The following is a 22,845-nucleotide window of genomic DNA, read 5'->3' as shown; positions in this document are numbered from 1 at the left end:
AATATGCTTTTCCACAACTGTCATGCCGACTGCTTACCTGTCACCTGACAATGGCATCACAGTCCATCTACGAACGGATCGGCGGTCGTGACGCGGTCGAGGCGGTAGTCTCGGATTTTTACGACCGCGTGCTCGACGACCCGCTGCTTGAACCGTACTTCGAGGAGACCGACATGGACCAGCTCCGCAGCCACCAAGCGCAGTTCATCAGCGTCGTCGCCGGCGGTCCGGTCGACTACGACGGCGACGATATGCAGACCGCCCACGAAGGCATGGGAATCACAGAGGACGCCTTCGCCAAGGTCGCAGCCCACCTCGAAGCCGCGCTCCGCGAGAACGGCGTCCCCGACGATGACGTCGAAGCGATCCTCACGGAGGTCGCTGCCATGGAAGACGACATCGTGGAAGCGTAGCCGGCCGGCAAGGTTCGGACGTGGACTGAGACACAGCATCGGAACCATCGGGAGCCGAAACAGACGATATCGCGAACCACGGTGCCGCTGTAGTCATCGCCCTGTACACGAGCGACAGAGTACTGACCGCGGCACCGGTAGTTCACCCATGTCTTCAAAACAATAGCTGAGTATGAAAATGTCGCTGTTCCATACGCTTTGCGGAGAAAACCATGCGTGTGAAGGGTACGAAACCGAGACCGCCCCCCAAGTCGAGTTGCTGTGCCTCTGACAGGTCATGCAAACCGACTAGGTACCGGCAGTAGTGTACCCTTCACGATAACATTCTGTAGAGTGGGTCCGGGAGTACGTGTCGGCGGCGACGGGCAGTGCAGAACGGACAGTCAGTAGCGACCCGCGGCAGCACTCGAATGCGACCGACAGCGAATTGATGCGATGCCACTCCGCAGCGCGTAGCGTGGCCTCCGGCATTACCGTCGTCCGCAAGGAGCGGGCACGGTGGGATTTTCACCCGATGCCAGACCTCGCTTCGCTCGGTCTGCCGTGGTTCGAATCCCACGGAGCCGTTCCTGCTCACTGTCGTTCGCAGAGAACGGGCACGGTGGGATTCGAACCCACGACCGTCGGATATCTTCCCCCGATGGCAGCGCCAGCGGAGATAGAAGTCCGACGCTCTATCCGGACTGAGCTACGTGCCCTCGCTATCGTGTATTTCCGGCGGTGACAAAAGAAATGCGGAACACGGTCGCCAGTCAGTCACCGTGGTCGAGGTCTTCTTCGACATCATCAGCGGTCGTAATGGCGTTGACGTTGCCTGTCTGAATCGCTGTCAGCCCGTCCAGCGCACAGAGAGCGTCGATTTCGTCCTGTGTCGTCGAGACCAGCAGGTCGTCGAACTGGAGGTGACGCTCGACGGTCGCGCCGGCGGCTTCCACAGCGGCGGCAACGCGCTCGGGGTCGGCATCGTCGGCCGTTTCGAGAACCAGATCGACAGGCTCGCCGTCGACTGGGGCCGCACGCAGACTCTCGACGGCACGGGAGACGTACATTATTCGGATGAGGGACCGCCGGGGCCTTGATTGTGCTGTTCGGGGCGGTCGAAACGGGCCTCTGCCACGGCGAAGGCGAGCGTACTGACCAGACCGAGCAGCGTCCCGCCGGTGAGCATTATAGCGAGGTACTCCAGATCTTGCGCCCCGAGGAAGAAGGCGCTAACCGCGTGTAACACGAGGGCGATAGAGAGGACGTAGAAGGGAGCGTTGAGATACCGCCAGCGGAAGCTTCCGTCGAGGTACTCGTCGGTCACGCGGCCGAGGCTGGAGGTGATACCGGCGGCGGCGAACCACTGAATCGCGCCCGACACCAGCGACGCGATGACTTCAATTGCGTCGGGGTCTGTCTGGCGTTCGAGCTCCTGAACGCCGTTGACGCCACCGATAGCAAGCAGTGCGGCCGCGACGACGTAGGTGATAATCGTCACGCGCCCGGCGTACAGCCCCGAGGTCGCCCGTTCGACCGCCTCGTCCAGTATCTTCTCAGCGCCGAGGCCCCGTGCGAGGATATAGAGCCCGAGCAGGCCGGAGATGACACCCAGCGCAGAGCCGGGGTAGCCAAGCGCCTCGATAGCGATTGTCAGCGGGTAGATGAGCAGGAGAATGCCCAGCGGAACCAGAATCGTGCCGCGGGTTTCCGGGTCATCAAGGACCTGCTTGATAGTGTAGTACATCGATTCGAGGTTCTGTGCCTGTCGCACGACGACGCGGCGGACGCCGTCGATACGGACCCGAGAACGGATTACGGGGACCACCGACTCGTCCTGTGCGCCGTCGGTGACGATGAGCGCCCGCACGTCCTCGCTGGCGGCCAGCGACGCGAGGACGGTATCGACCTCTTCGCCGACGGCCCGGTTGGCGGCGACATCGCTCCCGTCGACGCCAGTGACGGCCGCGACTTCCACCGGTTCGTCGGTGATATCGTCGTAGATGTGGACGCCCTCGAACAGGACGTTCACGTCGGAGTCCTCCGGGTCGTTCGACGCCAGCGCCACCGCTGCGTCCACGACGGCATCGCGCCCGATGACAGGCGTGTCGATGCCGGTCTTGCGGCCGAGGTCGTCGTCGAGGTCGATACACAGCACCAGCAGCATCTACCGGCGCTACGCCGTCTGTGTTTAACTTCTTTCGGGACCCTCTCATCCGGATTCCGGTAGCGTCCCGCGCGTTCGCCGTTCGACGAGCAACAGCGCGGCGAGCCCCAGAATAATAAGCGTGTACGCCGCTGCGGCGGTGAGAGCGGCCTGTTCGGAGCTGTACTCGCCGGTGCGGAAGATGATAGCCTTCCGGACCATCGCGATGACGCCAGTGTAGATGACCAGACGGACGATGCGCCGGGTTTCGCTCTCCTGCGTGTACGCGACGACAGTCTGGTACACCTCGACAATGATAAACAGGAGGAGGGCAGTGTCGATGAAGCCGACGACGACCAGCGGGTCGGTGATGTCACCCCGAACGGCGCTCTGGAATATCTGGAGGCTCAAGTCGAACACGCCGATCGCAAAGAGGAGAACGATAACCAGTGCCGCGACGACTTCGACGTACCGAATCGCCGTCTCACTGATTCCGAGCACCTTGTCGTCAAACGACTTCGCCATCGGTAGCGGTCCGCCGACTGGGTCGGACTCCTCGTCATCCATACACACGAAACGGACCCCAGCCCATTCAAAGCGGTCCCTATCTAGCGTGGCCCGGGTCCGCCGGCCGCGGCTCGTAGGTCTCCGGCGTCGTCCCCAGTTTGGCGACGAGCCACAGCACCGGGAGCAACAACACGCTGCCGACAACGAAGGGCGACCAGTAGCCGACGGCGAAGTACAGTCCGCCCATGACCGGCGGACCGACGGTCCGGGCGAGACTACCAGCGCCCTGCGTGATACCGAAGGCGCTCCCCTGAAGGGCGGCGCTGGCCCGCTGGGAGACGAGCGCCGTCAGCGTCACCGAGAGGATGCCGTTACCGAGAGGCAGCAGGGTCAGCACGAGCAGGAGGCCGAACAGGTCGGCGGTGAGGAACGGAGCGAGTGCGGTCAAGTCGGGAAGCACCGACCCGATGGCCCGGGAAATCGGGATTGCACCGACGCCGACGACCAGCAAGCCGGTCCCGAACAGCGAGAGCCGGACCGGGCTGTAGCGGGCAGAGAGCCGACCGACGAGGACGCCCTGTGTAACGACCGCGAGGACGCCAATGTAGGTCAACAGGAGCGCGCTCTGGGCGGCCGTGTAGCCGTAGATATCGGCGACGTATGGGACGAACATCACCTGAACGCCGGAGAAGGCAAACGAGACGAGAAAGAAGGCCACGAGCAGCGGTCGGAGGCCGGGCGTCGCAACAGCCGTCCGAAGCTGGGTAATCGGGGAGGTGCGTTCTGTCGCGGTCGCACCCGTGGACTCGGAGACGGTCCGAGACTCCGGGAGGAAAAGCAGGGCGACGAACACACCGCCCAGACTCGCGGCCGCGGCGGCGAAACTCGGGAGCGAGAACCGGGTAATCGGCACAGCCGCCGGCAGAAACCCGTCAACGGCGGCGACCGTGGCGTCGAAGCTCAGCACCGCGCCGATGCCGGGGCCGAAGATGAACCCGAGGCCGAACGCGGCCCCGATAAATCCGAGCGCGGCGGCCCGGCGCTCGGGCGGCGTCACGTCGGCGACGTAGGCCTGGGCCGTCGAGAGGTTGCCGCCCATTGCACCGGCCAGCAACCGGGACAGAAAGAGGAGCCACAGCGCGTCGGCCAGCCCGAACACCGTCCAGGCGACGACGGAGCCACCCAGCGACACCACCAGCACCGGGCGACGGCCGACGCGGTCCGACAGCGACCCGAGCAGCGGTGCGAAGACGAACTGCATCGCGGAGTAGGAGGCCGCGAGCAGCCCGATGACGAACTCCGTCCCGCCGGGAAACGTGCGCGTGTAATACGGCAGGATAGGGATGATGATACCGAAGCCCAACAGGTCCAGGAAAACGACGAAGAAGACGACCGCGAGGCCACGACGACGGCGGGACCCGGTGATACCGGTCCCGGTATCTGTCATACCAACCTCTGTGTCGGGAAGTGGGATAAGCGCCACGGGAAACCGGAATAGCCAGGGAGCCGACCCATGCCGTCACGTCCCACGCTGGACCCGATGCGCACGCTTTTTCCCGCTGGGAGGAGTGGCTAGAGACAATGATTTCCGAGGGCTGCGAACAGTGCGCCAAGGGCGGCAAAATGGTGCTGTTCGTCTACGGCTACTGCGACCAGCGAGACTGCTTCTACTGTCCCCTCGGGGAAAACCGCAAGAACGTCACTCAGATGTACGCCAACGAGCGTCCTGTTGAGGACGACAGCGACGTCATCGAGGAGGCCAAGCGCATGAGCGCGCTTGGCACCTCAATCACGGGCGGCGAACCCCAGGAAGTGCTCGACCGGACCTGTCACTACCTGGAACTGCTGAAAGACGAGTTCGGCGAGGACCACCACACGCACCTCTACACCGGAATTCCCGGCGGCCGCGAGAACATGCGCCGCCTCTCGGAAGCCGGTCTCGACGAGATTCGCTTCCACCCGCCGCTGGAACAGTGGGGCGACCTCCACGGGACCGAGTGGGAAGACATCCTCTACATCGCCCGCGAGGAGGGGCTGACCCCCGCCTTCGAGATTCCCGGCATCCGCGCCGAAGAGGAGTTCCTCGAATTCTTAGACGAGGGCGCGGCCGACTTCTGTAACATCAACGAGTTCGAGATGTCCGACGGGAACTACCGCCGGATGCAGGAGGAGGGCTTCGAGCTGAAAGAGGACCACATGAGCGCCGTCGAGGGGTCCCACGACATTCTGGAGAAAATGGGTGACCACGAGAAGGTGTACTTCTGTACGAGCGTGTTCAAAGACGCCGCCCAGCACCGCTCGCGGCTCAAGCGGATGGCCCGCAACATCCGCCGTCCGTTCGACGACGTGACAGAGGACGGGACGCTCGTCTACGGGAAGGCCTGGACCTCCGAAGCACGACTGGAGACCCTCGGCGTTCCCGAGGAGTACTACACCGTCAAATCCGAGCACGTCGAGCTGGCCTGGTGGCTGCTGGAGGAGATGGTCGAAGAGGGCGACATCGAGAAAGGCGAAATCGTCGAGCAGTACCCGACATACGACGGGACTGTGGTCGAGCGAACGCCGCTGTCCAACGGTGCTGACGCTGGACGAGCGACGGCCGACGACTAGAATCCCAGTTCGGTTTTCCCGGTTTCTGCAACTCACAGGCCTGTGCTGTCCAGCCGTGGCTTTATTTGTCAGCTGAGAGAAGTGCCGCTGACCCTCCATGCGCTTGGCTATCGACAGTGGGAAGCTCCTGTACGCACTCGGAGTCCTGTTTGCCGCGGCGGCGCTCCTGTATTTCGTTCGGGATGTCGTGTTCGATCTCTCGATAACAGTGAAAGCGGCGTTGCTGTTGCTGACCTTTATTGCACTGTTCGTTGCGGGTATGGCCCTCGAACGGGACGTGCTTGATGTCGTCGCCTTCGCCCTCAGTGGCGTGACGTACGTCGTGTTCGTCGGCTACGTCGTCGTTCGGTATTCACCCGGCGAGACGGGAACGTTCCTGTTGCTCGCCTTATCTGCGGGGCTGTTCGTCGGGCTCGGCTACGCGCTCCGGGCAGGGATTCCGACGCCGTCGCGGCGAACGGCGACGGCCGCTCTCGGCGGCCTCCTCGTTGTGAGTGCTGGACTCGTCGGGGCCGATACGCTCAGTGGCGGGGTGACATACGATGTGCAGACGAACGAGTCCGTCACCGTGTCGGTCCCGGAGACAGAACACACCCCGAACAGGTACCCGTACATCGAGACGGAAATCGGAGCCGTTACTGCGTCGAACCCGTCTCCATTTCTGCGAGCGTTAGACCTCCCCTCGCTTTCGGGTTGTCTGGTCGGGCCGATAGACCACCGGGAAGACAGAGTGTACGTAGACACCGACATCCAGTGGGACGAGGACACCATCGCCGCATCGACGACGAAGTCTTACGCCGTCACCGCTGAGTTACCGATCGACCCGAACCGGACGGAGTCAGAAACGTACGCCATCGAACAGGGAATCGACTGCAGTACGGAGCGGTCTGAGCCAACGCTGGTGATTCAGGTCGGCGAGAGCGATACGATAGACTGACTACTCCAGTTCTGTGAGACACTCTTGACAGTAGGTGGCGTCTTCCACGTTCGGCGTGCCGCAGGTGTCACAGGTCACGACCGACATCTTTGTTTCAGACAGCGGCGACGCCTCAGCGTCAGTGAGCACGTCGACTGGCCAGTCAGGGCCGGTCGGCGACTGGTCCTGTCTCTCGGCGCGCTGATGGACCTGCTGGATGAGTTCGTCGTCACGCATCGCTTCGAGGCCGCGCCATAGCCCCAGAAACAGCAGCGTCGGCGCGACGATAACGAACAGGCCAGCGATGACGCGCAACGCCAGTTCCACCTGGCTGAGTGACATATGGTCACAATGGACTGGACAGTCGAGTATCCTTCGCCACATCCGTCGGCTTGCGGGCCGTCAGGCGGTGTCGACGCCTTCTTGCCTCGTCTTGCTGAAGACAGGGTATGAGTAGCCTTATCGTGGCAGTCGGTGGCGGACTGGCCGTGATCTTGCTTCTCGGACTGAGCGCGTTCTTTTCCAGTTCGGAGATAGCAGTGTTCTCGCTACAGAAAGACTGGATAGCACAACAGGCGGCGACGGGGGATCGACGGGCGCAGGTGTTACAGGAACTGTACGATAATCCACACCGACTACTGGTGACGCTGTTGGTCGGTAACAACATCGTCAACATCGCTATTTCGAGCATCATCACCGTCCTTATCGCGAGTTCCCTCTCGCCCGGACCGGCGGTCGTTGCAACTACGGTCGTGACGAGCGTCCTCATCCTGATTTTCGGCGAAATCGTGCCAAAGGCGTTCGGCCTCGGCAACGCACAGGCGTGGGCACTGACAGTCGCCTCGCCCGTCCGAATCGTCGAGCGCGTACTCTCTCCGCTTATCACCCTGTTCGATGGCATCGCTGGCCGGATAACCGCCCTCATCACCGGCGAAACAGGCATCGAGAAGCCGTATCTGGAGTGACCGTCAGTACTGGTACAGCGAAACGACGAACGGGAGCTTGTTGTACATCCAGATCGCCAGCGGGAGGCCGACGATTGTCACGGACAGCGCGTACGCGACACCGGTCCAGACGCCGCTGGCCCACCAGCCGACGAAGACGAACCAGACTCCCCGGACGAGCAGCGAGTGCTGCGAGCCGCCAGCACTCTCCGTGACGAGCTGGTCGCGTCGCTTGAGCGTCAGCACCAGTGGCACCCTGTTTATCATTTTGATGCCAAGCGGGAGCCCGATAATCGTGACGTTCAGGAACCACGCGACCGAGAGCCAGATGCCGGTCACCCACCAGCCGACAAGCAGGAACCACACCGCCCTGACGAGGAGGGACCGTTGGTCACTCATACCGGAACCTACCTCGGCCGGCATCATAAGCTTCCTGTCCAGTGTGTGAGGACAGAAACCGAGCCAGTATAGACGGCTGGCGTTACGCTTCAAACCCGCCTTCAAAGACAAGCGTCCCGTCCCGCTGGACGACCTGCACCGACCTTTTTCATCGTCGGGTCACCTTCGGCGACCACTCCTCGAAAAACGTCGATGAAAAAGCCGACCGCTCGCTCCGTTCGCGGTCGATACTCAGTCCTCGAACCCGTCTTCAAAGACAAACGTCCCGTCCCGCTGGACGACCTGCACCGACCTTTTTCATCGTCGGGTCACCTTCGGCGACCACTCCTCGAAAAACGTCGATGAAAAAGCCGACCGCTCACTCCGTTCGCGGTCGATACTCAGTCCTCGAACCCGTCTTCAAAGACAAACGTCCCGTCCCGCTGGACGACTTCGCCATCGACTTCGATGAACGAGTCCTCGCTCATATCGACAATCATGTCGACGTGGACGGCCGATTCGTTTTGTTCGTTGTCCTCGCCGACAGTCTCGTCGTAGGCTCGTCCTACCGCCATGTGAACGGTGTCACCCATCTTTTCATCGAACAGCATATTGTAGGAGAACTGGTCGATATCGCGGTTCATTCCGATTCCAAGTTCGCCGAGTCGGCTCGCACCGTCATCAGTCGACAGCACCTCTGTCAGGAGGTCCTCGTTCTTGGCAGCGCTGTGCTCGACAACTTCACCGCCCTCGAAGCGGAGGAAGACATCAGTCACTTCCCGGCCCTGATGGTACAGCGGCTTGTCGAACAGCACCTCGCCATCGACGCTGTCGGGGACCGGTGCGGTGAACACCTCGCCGCCGGGGAGGTTCTTCTCGCCGTAATCGTTGAGCGTCTCGTTACCGGCGATGGACATCGTCACGTCCGTCGTCTCCCCGGAAACGATACGGACTTCCTCGGCGGGGTCGAGTATTTCGACCATCTGTGACTGGTGTTCGCGGACCGCGTCCCAGTCCTTGAGGACCGCGTCCCAGACGAAGTTCTCGTAGCCCTCAGTGGAGGTCTGTGCGAGCTGGGCATTCGCGGGCGCGGGATATTGCGTGAGACACCAGGTCTTCGAGAGCCGCTCGTTCAGGAGCGGCTGCTGGGACTGCTGATAGGCGGCCGTCGTTTCTGGGTCGACATCACTGGTTTCGGTGACGTTGTCGCTGCCCTTGATTGCGATGTATGCGTCCATCTCCTCGTACAGCGCCTCGACGTGACTCGGTGTCTCGAATTCGTCCCGGTTGCGGAGGTAGGCACGACGGAACCGCTCGCCGAGGCGGTCCTGTACGACAAGCGGATTTGCGCCGCGGTCAGCGGCGAACTCGTGTAGCGCAGTGACGAGATCCGCAGCCTGCGGGTGAGCGTCGATAACGAGGTTGTCGCCCTCGCTCAGATCGATAGAGTGGTCGACAATGACTTCCGCATGTTCGCGAATACGTGGGTCCATACAGATAGGCACCACCGACGCCCCCTAATCGTTACCCTCCCGGCTACTTCTTCTTGCTCTGCTGGAGCCCTTCCTTGAACCCCTGAAAGGTCCGCCGGAGCATCAGATACATAAAGAAGAAAAACAGGAGCACAGCAGCGAGGAGCGCGTACATGAGCCAGTTTTCCATACCGGCGGCTTGTTGAGCGGCGCTCAAAGTCCTTTCGGGAAAGTCGCATTCAGGCGTCTACCGGCCGATTTTGGAGGGTAAAATACGGGTTTGACCGATAGCTACAGCGGTCACTGTGCTTTGGCAAAGACTCATAATCCCATAGAACATACAGATAGTCATGTCGTTGCTGCCCTCTCGGGACCCGGCGACCCCGGACGCCGAACCCCGAGTTATCGGTGTCGACAGTGATGATGCGGACGACGTGCTGTCGGCACTCTCGGCAGAGACAGCGCGCAACTTACTGTCAGAGCTAAATAAGGAGCCAGCACCGCCGTCTGAGCTGGCCGACCGGGTGGACACGTCGCTACAGAATGCCCAGTACCACCTGAAGAAACTCAAGAACGCCGGGGCGGTCGAGGTCGTCGACACGGCATACTCCGAGAAAGGACGAGAGATGGACGTGTTCGCGCCGGCCAACCAGCCACTCGTTATCTGTGCCGGCGACGAACAGGAGACGTCGGGGCTGCGGGCCGCGCTAGCAAACATCATCGGTGGTTTGGCGATCATCGGCTTCGCAAGCCTGCTGGTCCAGCAGGTGTTTGGGAGCGGGTTGGGATCGCTGTTTGGCGGCCCAGCAGTGTCGTCCGGGAGCGCGGACACTGGCGCCCGGGACCCGAGTTTCTACGGCGGAGGGACAACCGTGACCGACGGTGGTTTCGAGGCTACTGCGGGCGCACTCGACACAGCCGCACAGGGCGGCGCCGAGGCCGCTGCCGCCGTGATTCCGCCAGGTCTAGCGTTCTTTGCTGGCGGCGCGTTCGTCATCGCGGGGATGGCGGCGCTGTGGTATATGCGACAGTAACCACTTCGGCCGCTTTGCTCCGTTAGCCGAGGGAAACTTCTACAACAAACGTCGCTGGGATACGCTCACCGCTCGACGATAGTCGTCGAAATCGGCGTCCCGTCCGGTGAGCGAAGGCGGACGCGAACATCACCAGCCATTATGTCCAGTTCCGCGTGAGCCGGTTGATAGCGCCGCGGGTCGGCGTAGCTGCCCGGATTGACCAGCGTCCAGCCGCCGAAATCGGTCAGTGTGGGTCTGTGTGAGTGGCCGACGACGACGATGTCGGCGTTTTCCTGTCGAGCCAACATCCCGAGCGCGGTTTCGGTGTGGTCGTGACCATGAACGACGACGATTGTCAACCCCTCCCAGGAGACGGTCGCAACGTCGGGGAGCCGGGCACGGACCGCCGGCCTGTCGTTGTTCCCGACGACGCCGGTCAGTTCGTCACACTCGGCGTCGATGGCATCAAGAACCTGTTCGGTCATGAAATCGCCGGCATGGAGAACGTGGTCGGCTTCGCGGACAGCTTCGAGCGTCCGATCTGTCAGCCGGTGGTCGTCGGTCCCGTGCGTATCTGAGATGGCAGCGAGCATACCGCACGTAGCAGCCACAGATATAAATCCAGAAGCATTTTGCGTCACGGTCGTGACGGAAAAATAATGGCAGGGAGCAAATCAGTCGTCATTGCCGCACTGATAGCCAACGGCGCGATTGCGGTTCTGAAGTTCTTCGGCTTCCTTCTGACCGGGAGTGCCGCGATGCTGTCGGAGACGTACCACAGCATCTCTGACACCGGAAATCAAGTATTCTTGCTCATCGGAATCCGGTTCAGCGAGCGAAAACGCGACCGTCGCCATCCATTTGGCTACGGCAAGGCGCAGTTCTTCTATAGCTTCCTCGTCTCCGTGTTCCTGTTCGGCATCGCCGGCTGGGAGAGCGCGAAACACGGGTGGAACGAGCTTACAGCCGGCGGCCACGGCGGCGGTGAACACGCCGGCGAGGCGGTCGAGTTCCTGTTTATCTCCTTTACGCCACCGACGTGGCTGGACCCGCTGTGGGTCAACTACACCGTCCTCCTCGGAGCTTTCGCCTTCGAGACGTACGCGCTGGTGAAAGCCCGCGCCGAGATGAAACGCCAGATCGACCGGAACGACTGGTCGGGCTACCGCGAGGCGTTCCGCAAGACCAGCGACGTGACGACGCTGACCGCGCTGACCGAGGACACCATCGCGCTCGCGGGTATCGTCATCGCGCTGGTCGGCTTAGTCCTCGAACAGATGACGGGGAACCCGTTCTTCGACCGAATCTCCGCGCTGCTCATCGGTATCATGCTGATGGGCTTTGCCCTGGCGCTGGCCTGGGAGAACAAGCGCCTCCTACTGGGGGAGAGTCTCCCGGCGGACGAGGAACAGCGGCTCCGTGACGTTGTCATGGGGAACGACCACGTGGCTGAAATCACCGGGTTCCGGACGGTCTACTTCGGACCGAAAGAGGTCATCGTCTTCGCGGACCTGCAGTTCACCCCGGGACTCGACACGGAGTCGATAGACGACGAGATAACAGCCCTCGAATCGGCGATGCAGGACACCAACGACGACATCAGGAAAGTCTACATCGAGCCAGAGCTGTAAGGGTCGTTCTCTTCGAGCCACCACGGAATCGGGACGCGAGCGATATCAGTTGTGACTGTCATTGTCGTGTCGATATCCGGCCTGTTCGGTCGTCGTTCAGCGTGCTCGACGTATCTGATTACCCCCTGCCGGTCGACGTACAGCCGCGACCGACCGATGTTGGACTCGTTCTCGGCGGCTGGTGTCACAACTGGGTCCGTTGGGGCCAGAACAGCGACCGGCCGTCCGTTCCACTGGAAGGAATCCGTCTTCCGATACTGGGTAGTCGACAGGAGCCGTCGAAGGAGGTCAACGCCGGCCGGCGAGGCGACCAGCGACGTGTTCGGCGTCGCGGGCGTGGTAGCGTACGGGGTCTCGGGGTCGTCCCGGACGTTCGTGTACAGCGTCCCGTCGGCGAGGACCACGTCGTCGGATATCGGACCGAACCGCCGTCTGACCCGGGTTATCTCTCCATCACGGTCTACCCAGACATCGAGCGTGTTCTGTGGCCCGACCTGTTCGACGTGCCGATGGAAGCTCCGGGTCGAAAGCGCCCGCTCGTGACGGTCCAGTAGTCGGTCCACGTCGACCCGCCCGTCGCTAGTCGGCACTGCCACCGTCTCAGCAGGCGAGTCAGTGGGGACAGGCGCCGGCGTCACCGAATTGCCGTCACCCGCCGTCGGGCCGGCCGGGAGGAAGCCGGAACACCCCGCGAGAAGGGCGATACCGACGGCGAGCGTGACACGCCACATGTGTTTCGGAAGGTGCGCTGGCGGCAAGTAGCTGTGGGGGCGAACCCTTTTGCCGGAGAACGGCCAAGCGAGGCACGTGGCAACGACGGACGACGGCTACATGCGGTTTTTCCCCTTCGAGGAGCCGTACGACCATCAGCAGGAGGCGATGGGCACGATATACGACGCGCTCGAGGAGGGCCGTGACGTGCTGTTCGAAGGGGCCTGCGGGACCGGGAAGACGCTCGCGTCGCTGGTCCCCGCGCTGGAACACGCTCGGGAGACGGGCAAGACCGTCGTCATCACGACGAACGTCCACCAGCAGATGCGCCAGTTCGTCGAGGACGCCAGAGCGATAACAGACAAGGAGCGACTGCGAGCGGTCGTCTTCCGCGGCAAAGGGTCGATGTGTCACATCGACGTGGACTACGAGGAGTGCCAGGCCCTGCGTGACACGACCCGAGACCTCGTCGAGGTCGAGAGCGACATCGCCGAACTGGAACAGCGCGAAGGGGAACTCCTCTCGGACGGGCAGGCAGGCAGCAGCGAGGCGATGGAGGCCCGCAACGCCGTCGTCGAGGAACTCCGGGACCTGCAGGACGAGCGCGAGGAGATCGAGACCGAGCGGTCCACATGTGACCACTACTACCGGAACCTCACCGTCGACACCAGTGAGTTCTACGCGTGGCTGTTCGACGACGTGCGCACACCTGACGACGTGTACGAGTACGCCCACGAGCAGGGACTGTGTGGCTACGAACTGCTAAAGGAGGCAATGGACGGCGTCGACCTCGTAGTGTGTAACTATCACCACCTGCTTGACCCGACCATCCGCGAGCAGTTCTTCCACTGGATCGGCCGCGACCCCGAGGACATCATCGCCGTCTTCGACGAAGCCCACAACGTCGAGTCGGCCGCCCGCGACCACGCCCGGCGGACGCTCACCGAGAACACGCTCGACCAGGCCATATTGGAACTCGACAGCGAGGAAGACGCCCGAGCCGACGCCGCAGCCAACGTCATCGAGACGTTCCGGGACGCGCTCGTCGAGGCCTACGAGGACTCCTTCGAGTTCGGCGCACGGGCGGCCGTCGACGAGCACTGGGACGACATCACAATCGCTAATGACGACCGGAAAGACGATCTGACGCTTGCGTTCCTCCAAGGGTACACCGGCCCTGGCTTCCACGAGGAACTGGATCGGGCGCTGGAACTCGGTCGTGATTTGGACGCACGGTATCAGGAGGCGTTCAAAAAAGGGGAGCTGGACACCAGAAAGGAGTGCCAGACCTTGCAGGCTGCTGGCTTCATCGCCGACTGGCTCGACGAATCCGACGAGACCGGCCAGTACCCTGTGGTCAGCGTCCGCCGCGACGAATCGACTGACAAAGTGTACGGCCGCGCGGAACTGTACACCTGCATCCCCGAGGAAGTCACCCGCGACCTGTTCGAGGACCTGCACGCGGCGGTGCTGATGAGCGCTACGCTGCGGCCCTTCGATGTGACCGAGAACGTTGTCGGGGCCGAGGACCCGGTGACGATGGCCTACGGCGCACAGTTCCCGGAAGAGCGCCGCCGAACCTACGCCGTCGACGGCCCCGCGCTGTTTTCCAGCGAGCGTGACGACCCCCAGACCCAGCAACGCATCGCCCGCACGCTCGAAGATATCGTTCGCTTTACGCCCGGCAACACGCTCGTGTTCTGTCCCTCCTACAGCGAGGCCGAGCGCTACCACGACATGACCGCCGTGAGCGCGACCCGGTATCTGGACGAACCGGGCACCCAGGCGCGTGACCTCCGAGAAGCCTTTACCAGCGGCGACGATGGCGTGCTGTACACCTCGCTGTGGGGGACACTGGGGGAAGGGGTGAGCTACGACGGCGACGATGCCCGGACCGTCGTGGTCGTCGGGGTCCCGTACCCTCATCTCGACGACCGCATGGACGCCGTCCAGAACGCCTACGACACGACCTTCGGCGAGGACGAGGACGACGCCGGCTGGCGCTACGCCGTCGAAATCCCGACAGTTCGGAAAACAAGACAGGCCCTCGGGCGTGTGGTCCGCTCGCCCGAGGATTTCGGGGCGCGCATCCTGCTCGACAAGCGCTACACCGAGGCCGCCGAGATGGAGATGCACGACTACGCCGTGCGCGGGACCTTCCCGCCGGAGGAACGTCGCGAGATGGTCGACATCGGCCCCGAAAAGCTCAAATTCGCGATGCTGAACTTCTATCAGGACATGGGCGCCTACGACGGGCCGCCGCCAAAGCCCTGAGGTGGCTGTGACCTGCCTGCAACGAGGACTGACCGGAAACCGGATAGTTTGAAACCCTCCACGCGAAACGGACGGGTAATGTTAGTCGCCTTCGACTTCGACGGGACGCTCTCCGATTCGGAGATGACAGTCCTGCTCGGGAGCCAGAACGGGACGGCCGAGGATATGGCCGACATCACCGAGCGCGCGATGAACAACGAAATCGAATACGCTGAGAGCCTTCGCCAGCGGTGTGCGCTCCTCGAAGGCCTCTCGGATGAGCAGGCACAGGCGGCCTTCGACGAGGTCGCCCTGCGTCCCGGCGCGGCTGAAGTCATCAAGGCGCTGCGGGACGCCGGCGTCTACGTCGCTATCCTCACCGGCGGGTTCGAGCGCGGCGTCGCAACTGCACTCGAAACGGAGGGGGTCGAGGTCGATGCCATCGTCGCAAACCGACTGCCCGTTGAGGACGGTAAGCTCACCGGCGAGGTCCGTGGGCCGCTCATCTCCGGGACGAAAGACGACGCGCTGGAGGTCGTCACCGCCGTCACCGGAGAGGACCGGGACACAACTGTTGCCGTCGGCGACGGCGCCAACGACCTGCCGATGCTCGAAGTTGCAAATCTGGCTATCGGTTTCGACCCGAAACCGGCCGTCGCGCCGTCATGTGACACGTCGGTCGAGACGATGGACGAACTGTACGAGGTGCTGGAAGCCGAAGGAATCCTGTAGCGCAGTCACTGTTTTCGTCACACTCCGTACCGTAAACTGTGGGTCAAGACCGAAAACAGGGAGTGGCACGCTCCCCACGGATGCGGGCATTCGTTGTCGGACCAATGACAGAGTATGGTTGAGCGTGAACCGACGCGTGCCCGCAGTTGGCGACGGTTCGTTTAACACGTAAACCTCTGGCGTAATAAGTTTAGTGAACAGGTTAATTATTGCACTCGGATAATTCGTATGTCCACTGAAAGGCGATAAAATACTACGTGAACGTCAGTGCGTAGCCTGACCGATGGCCTGGTCGAGGTCGGCTTTGATGTCTTCGACGGACTCGGTGCCGACAGAGAGGCGGACCATGTCGTCGGTGACGCCGGCGGCGGCCTTTTCTTCGTCGGTGAGTTGTTGATGAGTGGTCGAGGCCGGGTGGATGATGAGCGTCTTCGCGTCGCCGACGTTGGCCAGCAGGGAGGCGATCTCCGTCGACTCGACGGTCGTCCGGGCTGCGTCGTAGCCCGCGTCGAGACCGAACGTTATCATGCCGCCGTAGCCGCCGTCAAGATATTTGCTGGCGGTGTCGTGCGTTTCGTGGTCTTCGAGGCCGGGGTAGGTGACCCACGAGACCTCGGGATGGTCGGCGAGGAACTCGGCAACGCCCATTGCGTTGTCACAGTGACGGTCCATCCGTGCAGGCAGCGTCTCCAGACCCTGCATCGTCTGCCACGCGTCGAAGGGCGACTGCTGGCAGCCCAGATCACGGAGACCACGGGCGATGGCGGCGTAGGTGAAAGCCGCGTCCTCGAATCGCTCCCGGAAGTTGACACCGTGGTACGCGGGGTTGTCGCCGGCGATTTCCGGGTACTTGTCGGCGTGTTCCTCCCACGGGAACGAGCCGCCGTCGACGAGAACGCCGCCAACAGTGGTGCCGTGGCCGTGAATCCACTTGGTCGTGGAGTTCCAGACGAGGTCGGCCCCGTGCTCGATTGGGTTACAGAGGTACGGCGTCGCGAAGGTGTTGTCGACGAAGAAGGGGACGCCGTGGTCGTGAGCAATTTCGGCGAGGCGTTCGAAGTCGGGCGTCACAAGCGACGGGTTGCCGATAGTCTCACAGTGGACGTAAGCCGTGTTCTCGTCGATAGCATCGGCGTAGGCGTCGTAGTCGAGCGTGTCGACGAAGCGGGTTTCGACGCCGTTTCGGGGCGCGGTGTGGGTGTAGTAGGTGTAGGTCCCGCCGTACAGCGACGACGCCGTGACGACGTTATCGCCAACATCCGCAAGCAGGAAGGTCGCGAGGTTCAGCGACGCCATTCCCGAAGCGGTGGCGACCGCGCCGACGCCGCCCTCTAGCGCCGCCAGCCGCTCCTGCAGCATCCCGACGGTGGGGTTCATCAGCCGCGAGTAGATGTGGCCCGGCTTTTCCAGTGCAAACTGCTTGGCCGCGTCTTCGGCGTCCTCGAAGACGTACGAGGTGGTCTGGTACAGTGGCGGCGCGCGAGAGCGAGCCTCAGCGTCCGGCTCTTCCTGTCCGACGTGCAAGGCGTCGGTTTCGAATCCGTGGTCTTGGTCGTCACTCATACACTCCGCTTTCACCTGACGGGTCTTAATAACAGCCACACCGGTCAGCCCCGCCACTGCTACGAGATACCGGTGATTCTTCGCACTAATACCGAATATCTTTGTCCATGATCTTTCAGGGTACAGGTCGATGAGATGCTGTCGAGACAACGCGCGAGCACGCGGACGGCCGGGAGCAAGTGGTGCGACGACTGTCGCACCCGAAGCGACCCGGGGAAGGGCAGGCCGGCGTGAATGGGTAGTAGCATACCGCGCGCCGACAGCGCGCGGTTTAACCGGAATCGCTCAGCGATTCCGGCCTTTTTCGCCACCGAAAGACTCGCACGGCTCGTCTTTCGAGCCCTCGTTCGCTTCGCTCACGAGGACCACGTTTTTGCAAGCAGGGGTGCCCACAGGCCGCGGAGCGGCCGAGGACGCCCCTCGCAGCAAAAAGGTGGTTAGGTAAACTTCCGGACCGTCATATCCAGTGTATCCAGGTCGAGAATCGGCGCGAAGCCGGCGTCGGGGTCGATGTTGACGCTCTTCTGGAACTCGGTCTGGGCCTGCCAGCAGCCGGAGTTCAGCGCAACAACGTTGTGGTATTCGCCCCAGCCGAGCTTGTGGACGTGGCCGGTGTGGAACACGTCGGGGACCTCTTCCATCACGAGATAGTCGCGGTCCTCGGGGGCGAGCCGGGTGTGGCCGCCGTACTGGGGCGCGACGTGGCGCTTCTTCAGGAGCTGGTACATCGCCTTGTGTGGCTCCTCGTAACTGGCCTCCTCGTCGGGGAGTTCGGCGATAACCTCGTCCAGCGAGACGCCGTGATACATCAGGACCGTGACGCCCTCGACAGTGACCAGCGAGGGATTGGAGTGAACCTGGGCGTCATGAGCGCTCATGATGTCCCGCAGTTCCTCGTCGAAGCCGGGCTGGGGCTCGGCCAGCCGTACGGCGTCGTGGTTGCCCGGAATCATCCGAATCTCCATGTCGCCCGGGACTTCTTTGAGGTACTCCGAGAACGCGCGGTACTGGTCGTAGATGTCGATGATGTCCAGTTCCTCGTCCTGCTCGGGGTAGATGCCGACGCCCTCGACCATGTCGCCGGCGATGAGCAGATATTCGACGGTTTCGGCTTCAGGGGTGTGGAGCCAGTCGGTAAAGCGGTGCCAGGCGTCCTCCATGAACTCCTGGCTGCCGACGTGAACATCTGATATGAGTGCTGCCTGCACGTGGCGGTCAGCGGTCGAGGGGCTGTGTGTTCGGGGCACGTCCGGGAAGTAAAGTGAGTCTACGAACAGGATGCCGGCGTCGTCGGCCAGCGTCCCCTCGACGGCGATGACCTCGTCCATGAGCAACTGCTGGACGAGATCAGCGATAGGGCGGTCTTTCATCACGAGACAGGGGAAGGTTCCGTTCGTGTCCTCCAGTTCGACGAGCCAGTGCCCGCTGGCCGTCGAGCGGATGTCTGAGACCATCCCGATCAGCGCCGCGTCGCTGCCGCCGCCCATGTTTTCGATTGCGTCGGTCGGCCGGTGGTTCACCCTGCCACGGAGTTTGCTCGCCAGTTTCTCGTAGCGGTCCCGGAACACCGCGACGAAGTCCGAGTACTCGCCGGTTCCGGTGGACTGGCCGGTCATGTCGTTCGCGACATCGATAGCTCGGAGGGATGTGTCCACGTCCCGTGACCCCCCTGTTTCAGGTGGAGCGGACGTACCCGGTTCGGTCGATGGGGCTGCGCCAGCTCCAGTTGAAGCGGAGGGGTGTGGATTGGCTGGAGTGCCGGTAATTTCGTCTCCGGAATCTGGTTCGGTACTCGGTTGGCTTCCCGCGCCTTCTGTCGCTTCAATCACAGATTCGACGTGGTCGGTTGTCAGCTTCAACGCTTCATCAGGAAGGGTTTCGAGTGCGCGTTCCAGCGTCACCGATGGATTTGGAGTGTCGGCGATTCGCGTCACTGCCTCGCGCTCCGCGTTGTAGCCGCGGCTCGCGAGTTCGCTGACGATTCGTGCCGGCGTCTCCAGAGGCACGTTCCACACTCAGTGTCTGCGGGCAAAAGGATAGCGGACCGACAGCCGTCACAAGATTGATACGCCGCTGTCGGCAATCCGAGGTAGAATGGGCCGGGACGAATCAACCAGCAGCACATCGCCAGACGAAACAGAGGAGGCTGTCGACACCAGCCCGACGCTTCGTCTCGGCCTGTACGTCCGCGACATCGGCACGAGCATCGGGGCGGTCATGCTCGTCGGTGCGCTCCTGTTTGCCGTCAGTGGGGTGTGGCCCCCGCTTGTCGCCATCGAGAGCGGGAGCATGGAGCCACACATCGACACCGGTGATATGGTATTTGTCATGGACGCAGAACGGTTTTCCGGACAGGAGGCGCGTTACGGCGTTGTAACGGCAGCAGCCGGGGCTGAAACCGGGTATCAGACCTTCCAGCAGTCTGGGGACGTTATCGTCTTCGAACCCAACGGTAACGAACAGCGGACGCCGATTATTCACCGGTCAATGCTGTGGGTCGATGCCGGCGAGAACTGGTACGACCGGGCGAACCAGACGTACATCGGGAGCGCGGACAGCTGCGACGAACTTCGGAACTGCCCAGCCCCCCACGCCGGGTTTATCACGAAAGGTGATAACAAGGTGACCAACACCAGATACGATCAGGTCACCGGAGCGAGTACTGTTGTGCGCCCGGAGTGGGTCATTGGAACCGGGATCTTCCGAATCCCACGTCTCGGGTACGTCCGGGTCCAGCCGTCCCAGCTATCGCACACATCAGTTTCGGCCCCGGTCGGAGAAGCTTCAGGGCCGACGGCAAATTGAACAGATCGGACGGCTACGTTCGCTCCAACAACAGAAAGTTGATTGGCTGCCTCCGAGTATTCGTGGTACGAATGGGCGGGCCAGACCATCGGTCGTCGGACGAAGACGAAACCGAGGGACCGGGAGGGATGATGTACGTGACCGATATCGTCAGTAGCGCCGGCTCAGTCCTGCTTGTCGGGGTGTTGCTGTTCGCAGTCAGCGGTGTGTGGCCTCCGCTCGTCGCTATCGAAAGCCCGAGCATGGACCCTCATATCAAGGAAGGCGATCTCGTGTTCGTGATGGAAGAGGAGCGGTTCTCCGGTCCGGACGACCACGGAGGTGTCGTCACCGCAGCGAACGACGACAGCTATCGGAAGTTCCAGCAGCCGGGCGACGTTATCGTGTACGAACCCGACGGCAACAGCCGACAGACCCCGATCATCCACCGAGCGATGCTATGGGTTGATGACGGCGAGAACTGGTACGACCGTGCGAACAAAGACTACATCGGCAGTGCAAACAGCTGTGACGAACTCAGCTCCTGTCCGGCCGACCACGCCGGCTTCATCACCAAGGGCGACAACAACGGCCGGTACGACCAAGTCGGCTCCAACCCCATCAGCGAACCAGTCAGGCCCGGATGGGTCGTCGGTACCGCTGAAATGCGGGTCCCACTGCTGGGGCAGGTCCGACTCCAGTGGAACCAGGCCGGAGCGACCGATGTAGTACCAAGCGAGACAGGGCCGGCAGTGACGAACGAAACAGGGTCGACAGCCGTGAACACGACTGCGTCCGGGTAGCTGGTATCTCTCGAAGGGGGACTGTTTCACCTGCAACGGTGGAGACTGTCGGGTGCTAATACGATCCGCGGATCAGTTGTCAAAGCGGGCCTGAACGAACGGCTGGACATCGTCGATATCACCGAGCCGCGAATCGGACAGAAGCACCGCTTCCGTTTCCTCGGTCGGAACCGACAGCGAAATTTCTTTGGTCCGCCCGTAGCGACCCTTCGAGACGACGACGGCGTTAACGATGCCGAGCATATCGAGTTCCGAGATGAGGTCAGTGACGCGGCGCTGTGTCAGGATGTCGGCGTCGATCTCCTCACAGAGGTTCTTGTAGATGTTGAACACCTCGCCGGTGTTGATGTTGTGGACGCCGTTTTTCTCCAGCAGGATGATGGCAAAGAGGACGATCTTCGACTGCGTTGGGAGCGTCCGGACGACCTCCACAACCCGATCAAGTTCGATCTTCTCCTGGGCCTGCCGGACGTGGTCTTCGAGGACGTTGTCCGTCTGGTCGCGCTCAGCGAGTTCGCCGGCCGTCCGGAGGAGGTCAAGCGCACGGCGTGCATCCCCATGTTCCTGTGCAGCGAAGGCCGCACACAGCGGGATGACGTCCTCGGTGAGCGCGTCGCCTTTGAACGCCACGTCCGAGCGCGCCTGCAGGATGTCCCGGAGCTGGTTCGCGTCGTAAGGCGGGAAGACGATCTCCTCCTCGCCGAGGCTGGATTTGACCCGCGGGTCGAGGAAGTCTGTGAACTTCAGGTCATTTGAGATGCCCATGATTGAGACGCGGGAGTTCTCCAGTTCGGAGTTCATCCGGGAGAGGTTGTACAGCGTGTCGTCGCCGCTTTTCTCGACGAGCTTGTCGATCTCGTCGAGCATGATAACCACCACGCGCTCGTGGTAGTCGACGGCGTCGAAAAATGAGCTGTAGACGCGGTCAGTCGGCCATCCCGTCATCGGAACTTCCTCGAACTCGGATTTGTCGGCTTCCAGCGATTCGATTTCGGTGTCGATGTCGTCGAGGGAGTCAAACGCCGTCTCTTCGAGTGCAGCCGTATTCTCGCGTGCGCGCGACCGAAGGTCCTCAAGTTCGGCGACGCGGTCGTCGATGAGCTGGGCGTTCTTGTCGATGAACTTGTTGGCGAGCTGGGCCAGTACGCGGTACTGTGTGTCGGTTACCTCGCAGTTGATGTACTCGACTTCACAGGGGACTTCATACTTCTGTGAGGTCGTTTCGAGTTCCTCACTGACGAACTTCGCGGACGCGGTTTTCCCCGTTCCTGTCTTCCCGTAGATGAGGATGTTCGACGGCGTATCGCCGCGCAAGGCAGTAACGAGAATCGTCGCCATGTTGTTTATCTGCTCCTCACGGTGGGGGAGTTTGTGTGGCGTGTACGAGGGGCGAAGCACCTCCTTGTTCTCGAAAATTGGCTCCCCTTCGAGAAGGTCATCGAACAGGCCACGGGACGCCTCGTCTGAAGGGTCATCGGATCCAGTATCGAGATTGTCGAGAATGACATCGTCGAGATCTGACGGCCCGGTCGATATCTCGGGGTCCGTTCCGGAGCTGGGTTGCCCGTCGGACCCGTCGGCATCGTTCGACGTCTCTGTTGTCGACAGATCGGATTCCGGGGCCGAGTTGTTGCTTTCGTCAGTCATAGTCGATCGAGGAGCCCCCTTCGTTTCGTGTGGAGAGCGTTGGAGACACCGGAACAGAGGGAGCGAGGAGTGCGTCAGTGGCGTTGTTAGTGAGCATCAGCGCTCTCCGGTGTGTCCAGTTGAACCACATGAACCGTACCGTGATTCGATATTAAATATTTCGGTACACCACCTGTGAAAGATATGTATTAGTGTATTGATATTTTCTGTTGCATGGCTACCATTGTCCTAAAGAGAGCTATAGCTCCGATCTCACCGGGGTAGAACGAATCGTGTACAGCAGGACAGTGATTGAAGATCAAGAGGGCAGTGGAACAGTTCCGAGAGCAGGGACGTAGTG

The 22,845-nt window shown here is 62.0% G+C and carries 23 protein-coding genes and 1 tRNA gene; 10 read left to right on the top strand and 14 right to left on the bottom strand.

Annotated elements, in window-relative coordinates:
- The first annotated feature begins 50 nt into the window (after positions 1 to 50).
- On the top strand, positions 51 to 413 hold the full coding sequence (locus tag C437_RS05585) for a group I truncated hemoglobin (protein ID WP_004515926.1): 363 nt from the start codon (positions 51 to 53) through the stop codon (positions 411 to 413).
- 593 nt (positions 414 to 1,006) lie between these two features.
- On the opposite strand, the gene C437_RS05580 is transcribed toward C437_RS05585, so the two are convergent.
- The 5 genes from C437_RS05580 to C437_RS05560 form a co-directional block, all read right to left on the bottom strand.
- A tRNA-Arg gene (locus C437_RS05580) sits at positions 1,007 to 1,111 on the bottom strand.
- 54 nt (positions 1,112 to 1,165) lie between these two features.
- On the bottom strand, positions 1,166 to 1,462 hold the full coding sequence (locus tag C437_RS05575; RefSeq protein ID WP_004515925.1) for a hypothetical protein: 297 nt from the start codon (positions 1,460 to 1,462) through the stop codon (positions 1,166 to 1,168).
- The gene (locus tag C437_RS05570) at positions 1,462 to 2,559 is read right to left on the bottom strand and encodes a DUF373 family protein (protein ID WP_004515924.1); all 1,098 of its coding nucleotides are present in this window, start codon (positions 2,557 to 2,559) and stop codon (positions 1,462 to 1,464) included. Before C437_RS05570 ends, C437_RS05575 begins: the two co-directional genes overlap by 1 nt.
- A gap of 45 nt (positions 2,560 to 2,604) precedes the next feature.
- Entirely contained in the window at positions 2,605 to 3,105 is a 501-nt protein-coding gene (locus C437_RS05565) for a phosphate-starvation-inducible PsiE family protein (RefSeq protein WP_004515923.1), read from the bottom strand.
- 37 nt (positions 3,106 to 3,142) lie between these two features.
- Positions 3,143 to 4,492 (bottom strand): MFS transporter, encoded by a 1,350-nt coding sequence (locus C437_RS05560; protein WP_004515922.1) that lies wholly within the window; start codon positions 4,490 to 4,492, stop codon positions 3,143 to 3,145.
- A gap of 134 nt (positions 4,493 to 4,626) precedes the next feature.
- Between C437_RS05560 and C437_RS05555 the strand changes: the two genes are divergently transcribed.
- A complete protein-coding gene (locus C437_RS05555; protein ID WP_004515921.1) occupies positions 4,627 to 5,655 on the top strand; it encodes a radical SAM protein in 1,029 nt (342 codons plus the stop codon).
- 97 nt (positions 5,656 to 5,752) lie between these two features.
- Positions 5,753 to 6,592, top strand: a complete 840-nt coding sequence (locus C437_RS05550) for a DUF1109 domain-containing protein (RefSeq protein ID WP_004515920.1) — start codon at positions 5,753 to 5,755, stop codon at positions 6,590 to 6,592.
- On the opposite strand, the gene C437_RS05545 is transcribed toward C437_RS05550, so the two are convergent.
- Positions 6,593 to 6,913, bottom strand: a complete 321-nt coding sequence (locus tag C437_RS05545; protein ID WP_004515919.1) for a DUF7577 domain-containing protein — start codon at positions 6,911 to 6,913, stop codon at positions 6,593 to 6,595. It lies immediately after the preceding gene.
- 107 nt (positions 6,914 to 7,020) lie between these two features.
- On the opposite strand from C437_RS05545, the gene C437_RS05540 reads away from it, so the two are divergent.
- Positions 7,021 to 7,536: a CNNM domain-containing protein gene (locus tag C437_RS05540; RefSeq protein WP_004515918.1), complete on the top strand. Its 516-nt coding sequence runs from the start codon at positions 7,021 to 7,023 to the stop codon at positions 7,534 to 7,536.
- Positions 7,537 to 7,539: 3 nt separating this feature from the next.
- Here C437_RS05540 and C437_RS05535 read toward each other — a convergent pair whose 3' ends face one another.
- From C437_RS05535 to C437_RS21055, 3 genes are all read right to left on the bottom strand, one after another.
- Positions 7,540 to 7,914, bottom strand: a complete 375-nt coding sequence (locus C437_RS05535) for a YccF domain-containing protein (protein ID WP_049919636.1) — start codon at positions 7,912 to 7,914, stop codon at positions 7,540 to 7,542.
- Positions 7,915 to 8,294: 380 nt separating this feature from the next.
- On the bottom strand, positions 8,295 to 9,386 hold the full coding sequence (locus tag C437_RS05530) for an aminopeptidase (RefSeq protein WP_004515916.1): 1,092 nt from the start codon (positions 9,384 to 9,386) through the stop codon (positions 8,295 to 8,297).
- 43 nt (positions 9,387 to 9,429) lie between these two features.
- Complete coding sequence (locus C437_RS21055) at positions 9,430 to 9,555, bottom strand: DUF7859 family protein (RefSeq protein WP_004515915.1); 126 nt, start codon at positions 9,553 to 9,555, stop codon at positions 9,430 to 9,432.
- Positions 9,556 to 9,715: 160 nt separating this feature from the next.
- On the opposite strand from C437_RS21055, the gene C437_RS05525 reads away from it, so the two are divergent.
- A complete protein-coding gene (locus tag C437_RS05525; protein ID WP_004515914.1) occupies positions 9,716 to 10,399 on the top strand; it encodes an ArsR/SmtB family transcription factor in 684 nt (227 codons plus the stop codon).
- Positions 10,400 to 10,464: 65 nt separating this feature from the next.
- On the opposite strand, the gene C437_RS05520 is transcribed toward C437_RS05525, so the two are convergent.
- A complete protein-coding gene (locus C437_RS05520; protein WP_004515913.1) occupies positions 10,465 to 10,974 on the bottom strand; it encodes a metallophosphoesterase in 510 nt (169 codons plus the stop codon).
- Positions 10,975 to 11,040: 66 nt separating this feature from the next.
- Here C437_RS05520 and C437_RS05515 point away from each other — a divergent pair, with 66 nt between their 5' ends.
- Positions 11,041 to 12,012 (top strand): cation diffusion facilitator family transporter, encoded by a 972-nt coding sequence (locus tag C437_RS05515; RefSeq protein WP_004515912.1) that lies wholly within the window; start codon positions 11,041 to 11,043, stop codon positions 12,010 to 12,012.
- On the opposite strand, the gene C437_RS05510 is transcribed toward C437_RS05515, so the two are convergent.
- The gene (locus C437_RS05510; RefSeq protein WP_004515911.1) at positions 11,991 to 12,743 is read right to left on the bottom strand and encodes a hypothetical protein; all 753 of its coding nucleotides are present in this window, start codon (positions 12,741 to 12,743) and stop codon (positions 11,991 to 11,993) included. The two genes, C437_RS05515 and C437_RS05510, sit on opposite strands and share 22 nt — an antisense overlap.
- Before the next feature lie 76 nt (positions 12,744 to 12,819).
- On the opposite strand from C437_RS05510, the gene C437_RS05505 reads away from it, so the two are divergent.
- Together C437_RS05505 and serB are read left to right on the top strand one after the other, a co-directional pair.
- Complete coding sequence (locus C437_RS05505) at positions 12,820 to 14,997, top strand: ATP-dependent DNA helicase (protein WP_004515910.1); 2,178 nt, start codon at positions 12,820 to 12,822, stop codon at positions 14,995 to 14,997.
- Positions 14,998 to 15,075: 78 nt separating this feature from the next.
- Positions 15,076 to 15,708: a phosphoserine phosphatase SerB gene (gene serB, locus C437_RS05500; protein WP_004515909.1), complete on the top strand. Its 633-nt coding sequence runs from the start codon at positions 15,076 to 15,078 to the stop codon at positions 15,706 to 15,708.
- A gap of 264 nt (positions 15,709 to 15,972) precedes the next feature.
- Here serB and C437_RS05495 read toward each other — a convergent pair whose 3' ends face one another.
- Positions 15,973 to 17,271 (bottom strand): O-acetylhomoserine aminocarboxypropyltransferase/cysteine synthase family protein, encoded by a 1,299-nt coding sequence (locus C437_RS05495; RefSeq protein ID WP_004515908.1) that lies wholly within the window; start codon positions 17,269 to 17,271, stop codon positions 15,973 to 15,975.
- 437 nt (positions 17,272 to 17,708) lie between these two features.
- A complete protein-coding gene (locus C437_RS05490) occupies positions 17,709 to 19,277 on the bottom strand; it encodes a DNA-directed DNA polymerase II small subunit (protein ID WP_004515907.1) in 1,569 nt (522 codons plus the stop codon).
- Positions 19,278 to 19,365: 88 nt separating this feature from the next.
- Here C437_RS05490 and C437_RS05485 point away from each other — a divergent pair, with 88 nt between their 5' ends.
- Together C437_RS05485 and C437_RS05480 are read left to right on the top strand one after the other, a co-directional pair.
- The gene (locus tag C437_RS05485) at positions 19,366 to 20,076 is read left to right on the top strand and encodes a S24/S26 family peptidase (protein ID WP_004515906.1); all 711 of its coding nucleotides are present in this window, start codon (positions 19,366 to 19,368) and stop codon (positions 20,074 to 20,076) included.
- A gap of 128 nt (positions 20,077 to 20,204) precedes the next feature.
- On the top strand, positions 20,205 to 20,858 hold the full coding sequence (locus C437_RS05480) for a S24/S26 family peptidase (protein WP_049919646.1): 654 nt from the start codon (positions 20,205 to 20,207) through the stop codon (positions 20,856 to 20,858).
- Positions 20,859 to 20,930: 72 nt separating this feature from the next.
- Here the strand turns inward: C437_RS05480 and C437_RS05475 are convergent, their stop codons facing one another.
- Positions 20,931 to 22,505: a Cdc6/Cdc18 family protein gene (locus tag C437_RS05475; RefSeq protein WP_004515904.1), complete on the bottom strand. Its 1,575-nt coding sequence runs from the start codon at positions 22,503 to 22,505 to the stop codon at positions 20,931 to 20,933.
- Positions 22,506 to 22,845: the final 340 nt, after the last annotated feature.

The sequence above is a fragment of the Haloarcula vallismortis ATCC 29715 genome (genome assembly GCF_000337775.1).
Classification (GTDB): domain Archaea; phylum Halobacteriota; class Halobacteria; order Halobacteriales; family Haloarculaceae; genus Haloarcula; species Haloarcula vallismortis.
The sequence above is the reverse complement of the archived record's forward strand: the minus strand, read 5'-3'. Positions and strand labels throughout refer to the sequence as shown.

Coding starts and splice junctions, on each gene's coding strand:
- C437_RS05585 (WP_004515926.1), top strand. CDS start 51: ATGGCATCACAGTCCATCTACGAACGGATCGGCGGTCGTGACGCGGTC.
- C437_RS05575 (WP_004515925.1), bottom strand. CDS start 1,462: ATGTACGTCTCCCGTGCCGTCGAGAGTCTGCGTGCGGCCCCAGTCGAC.
- C437_RS05570 (WP_004515924.1), bottom strand. CDS start 2,559: ATGCTGCTGGTGCTGTGTATCGACCTCGACGACGACCTCGGCCGCAAG.
- C437_RS05565 (WP_004515923.1), bottom strand. CDS start 3,105: ATGGATGACGAGGAGTCCGACCCAGTCGGCGGACCGCTACCGATGGCG.
- C437_RS05560 (WP_004515922.1), bottom strand. CDS start 4,492: ATGACAGATACCGGGACCGGTATCACCGGGTCCCGCCGTCGTCGTGGC.
- C437_RS05555 (WP_004515921.1), top strand. CDS start 4,627: ATGATTTCCGAGGGCTGCGAACAGTGCGCCAAGGGCGGCAAAATGGTG.
- C437_RS05550 (WP_004515920.1), top strand. CDS start 5,753: ATGCGCTTGGCTATCGACAGTGGGAAGCTCCTGTACGCACTCGGAGTC.
- C437_RS05545 (WP_004515919.1), bottom strand. CDS start 6,913: ATGTCACTCAGCCAGGTGGAACTGGCGTTGCGCGTCATCGCTGGCCTG.
- C437_RS05540 (WP_004515918.1), top strand. CDS start 7,021: ATGAGTAGCCTTATCGTGGCAGTCGGTGGCGGACTGGCCGTGATCTTG.
- C437_RS05535 (WP_049919636.1), bottom strand. CDS start 7,914: ATGAGTGACCAACGGTCCCTCCTCGTCAGGGCGGTGTGGTTCCTGCTT.
- C437_RS05530 (WP_004515916.1), bottom strand. CDS start 9,386: ATGGACCCACGTATTCGCGAACATGCGGAAGTCATTGTCGACCACTCT.
- C437_RS21055 (WP_004515915.1), bottom strand. CDS start 9,555: ATGGAAAACTGGCTCATGTACGCGCTCCTCGCTGCTGTGCTCCTGTTT.
- C437_RS05525 (WP_004515914.1), top strand. CDS start 9,716: ATGTCGTTGCTGCCCTCTCGGGACCCGGCGACCCCGGACGCCGAACCC.
- C437_RS05520 (WP_004515913.1), bottom strand. CDS start 10,974: ATGCTCGCTGCCATCTCAGATACGCACGGGACCGACGACCACCGGCTG.
- C437_RS05515 (WP_004515912.1), top strand. CDS start 11,041: ATGGCAGGGAGCAAATCAGTCGTCATTGCCGCACTGATAGCCAACGGC.
- C437_RS05510 (WP_004515911.1), bottom strand. CDS start 12,743: ATGTGGCGTGTCACGCTCGCCGTCGGTATCGCCCTTCTCGCGGGGTGT.
- serB (WP_004515909.1), top strand. CDS start 15,076: ATGTTAGTCGCCTTCGACTTCGACGGGACGCTCTCCGATTCGGAGATG.
- C437_RS05495 (WP_004515908.1), bottom strand. CDS start 17,271: ATGAGTGACGACCAAGACCACGGATTCGAAACCGACGCCTTGCACGTC.
- C437_RS05485 (WP_004515906.1), top strand. CDS start 19,366: ATGGGCCGGGACGAATCAACCAGCAGCACATCGCCAGACGAAACAGAG.
- C437_RS05480 (WP_049919646.1), top strand. CDS start 20,205: ATGATGTACGTGACCGATATCGTCAGTAGCGCCGGCTCAGTCCTGCTT.
- C437_RS05475 (WP_004515904.1), bottom strand. CDS start 22,505: ATGACTGACGAAAGCAACAACTCGGCCCCGGAATCCGATCTGTCGACA.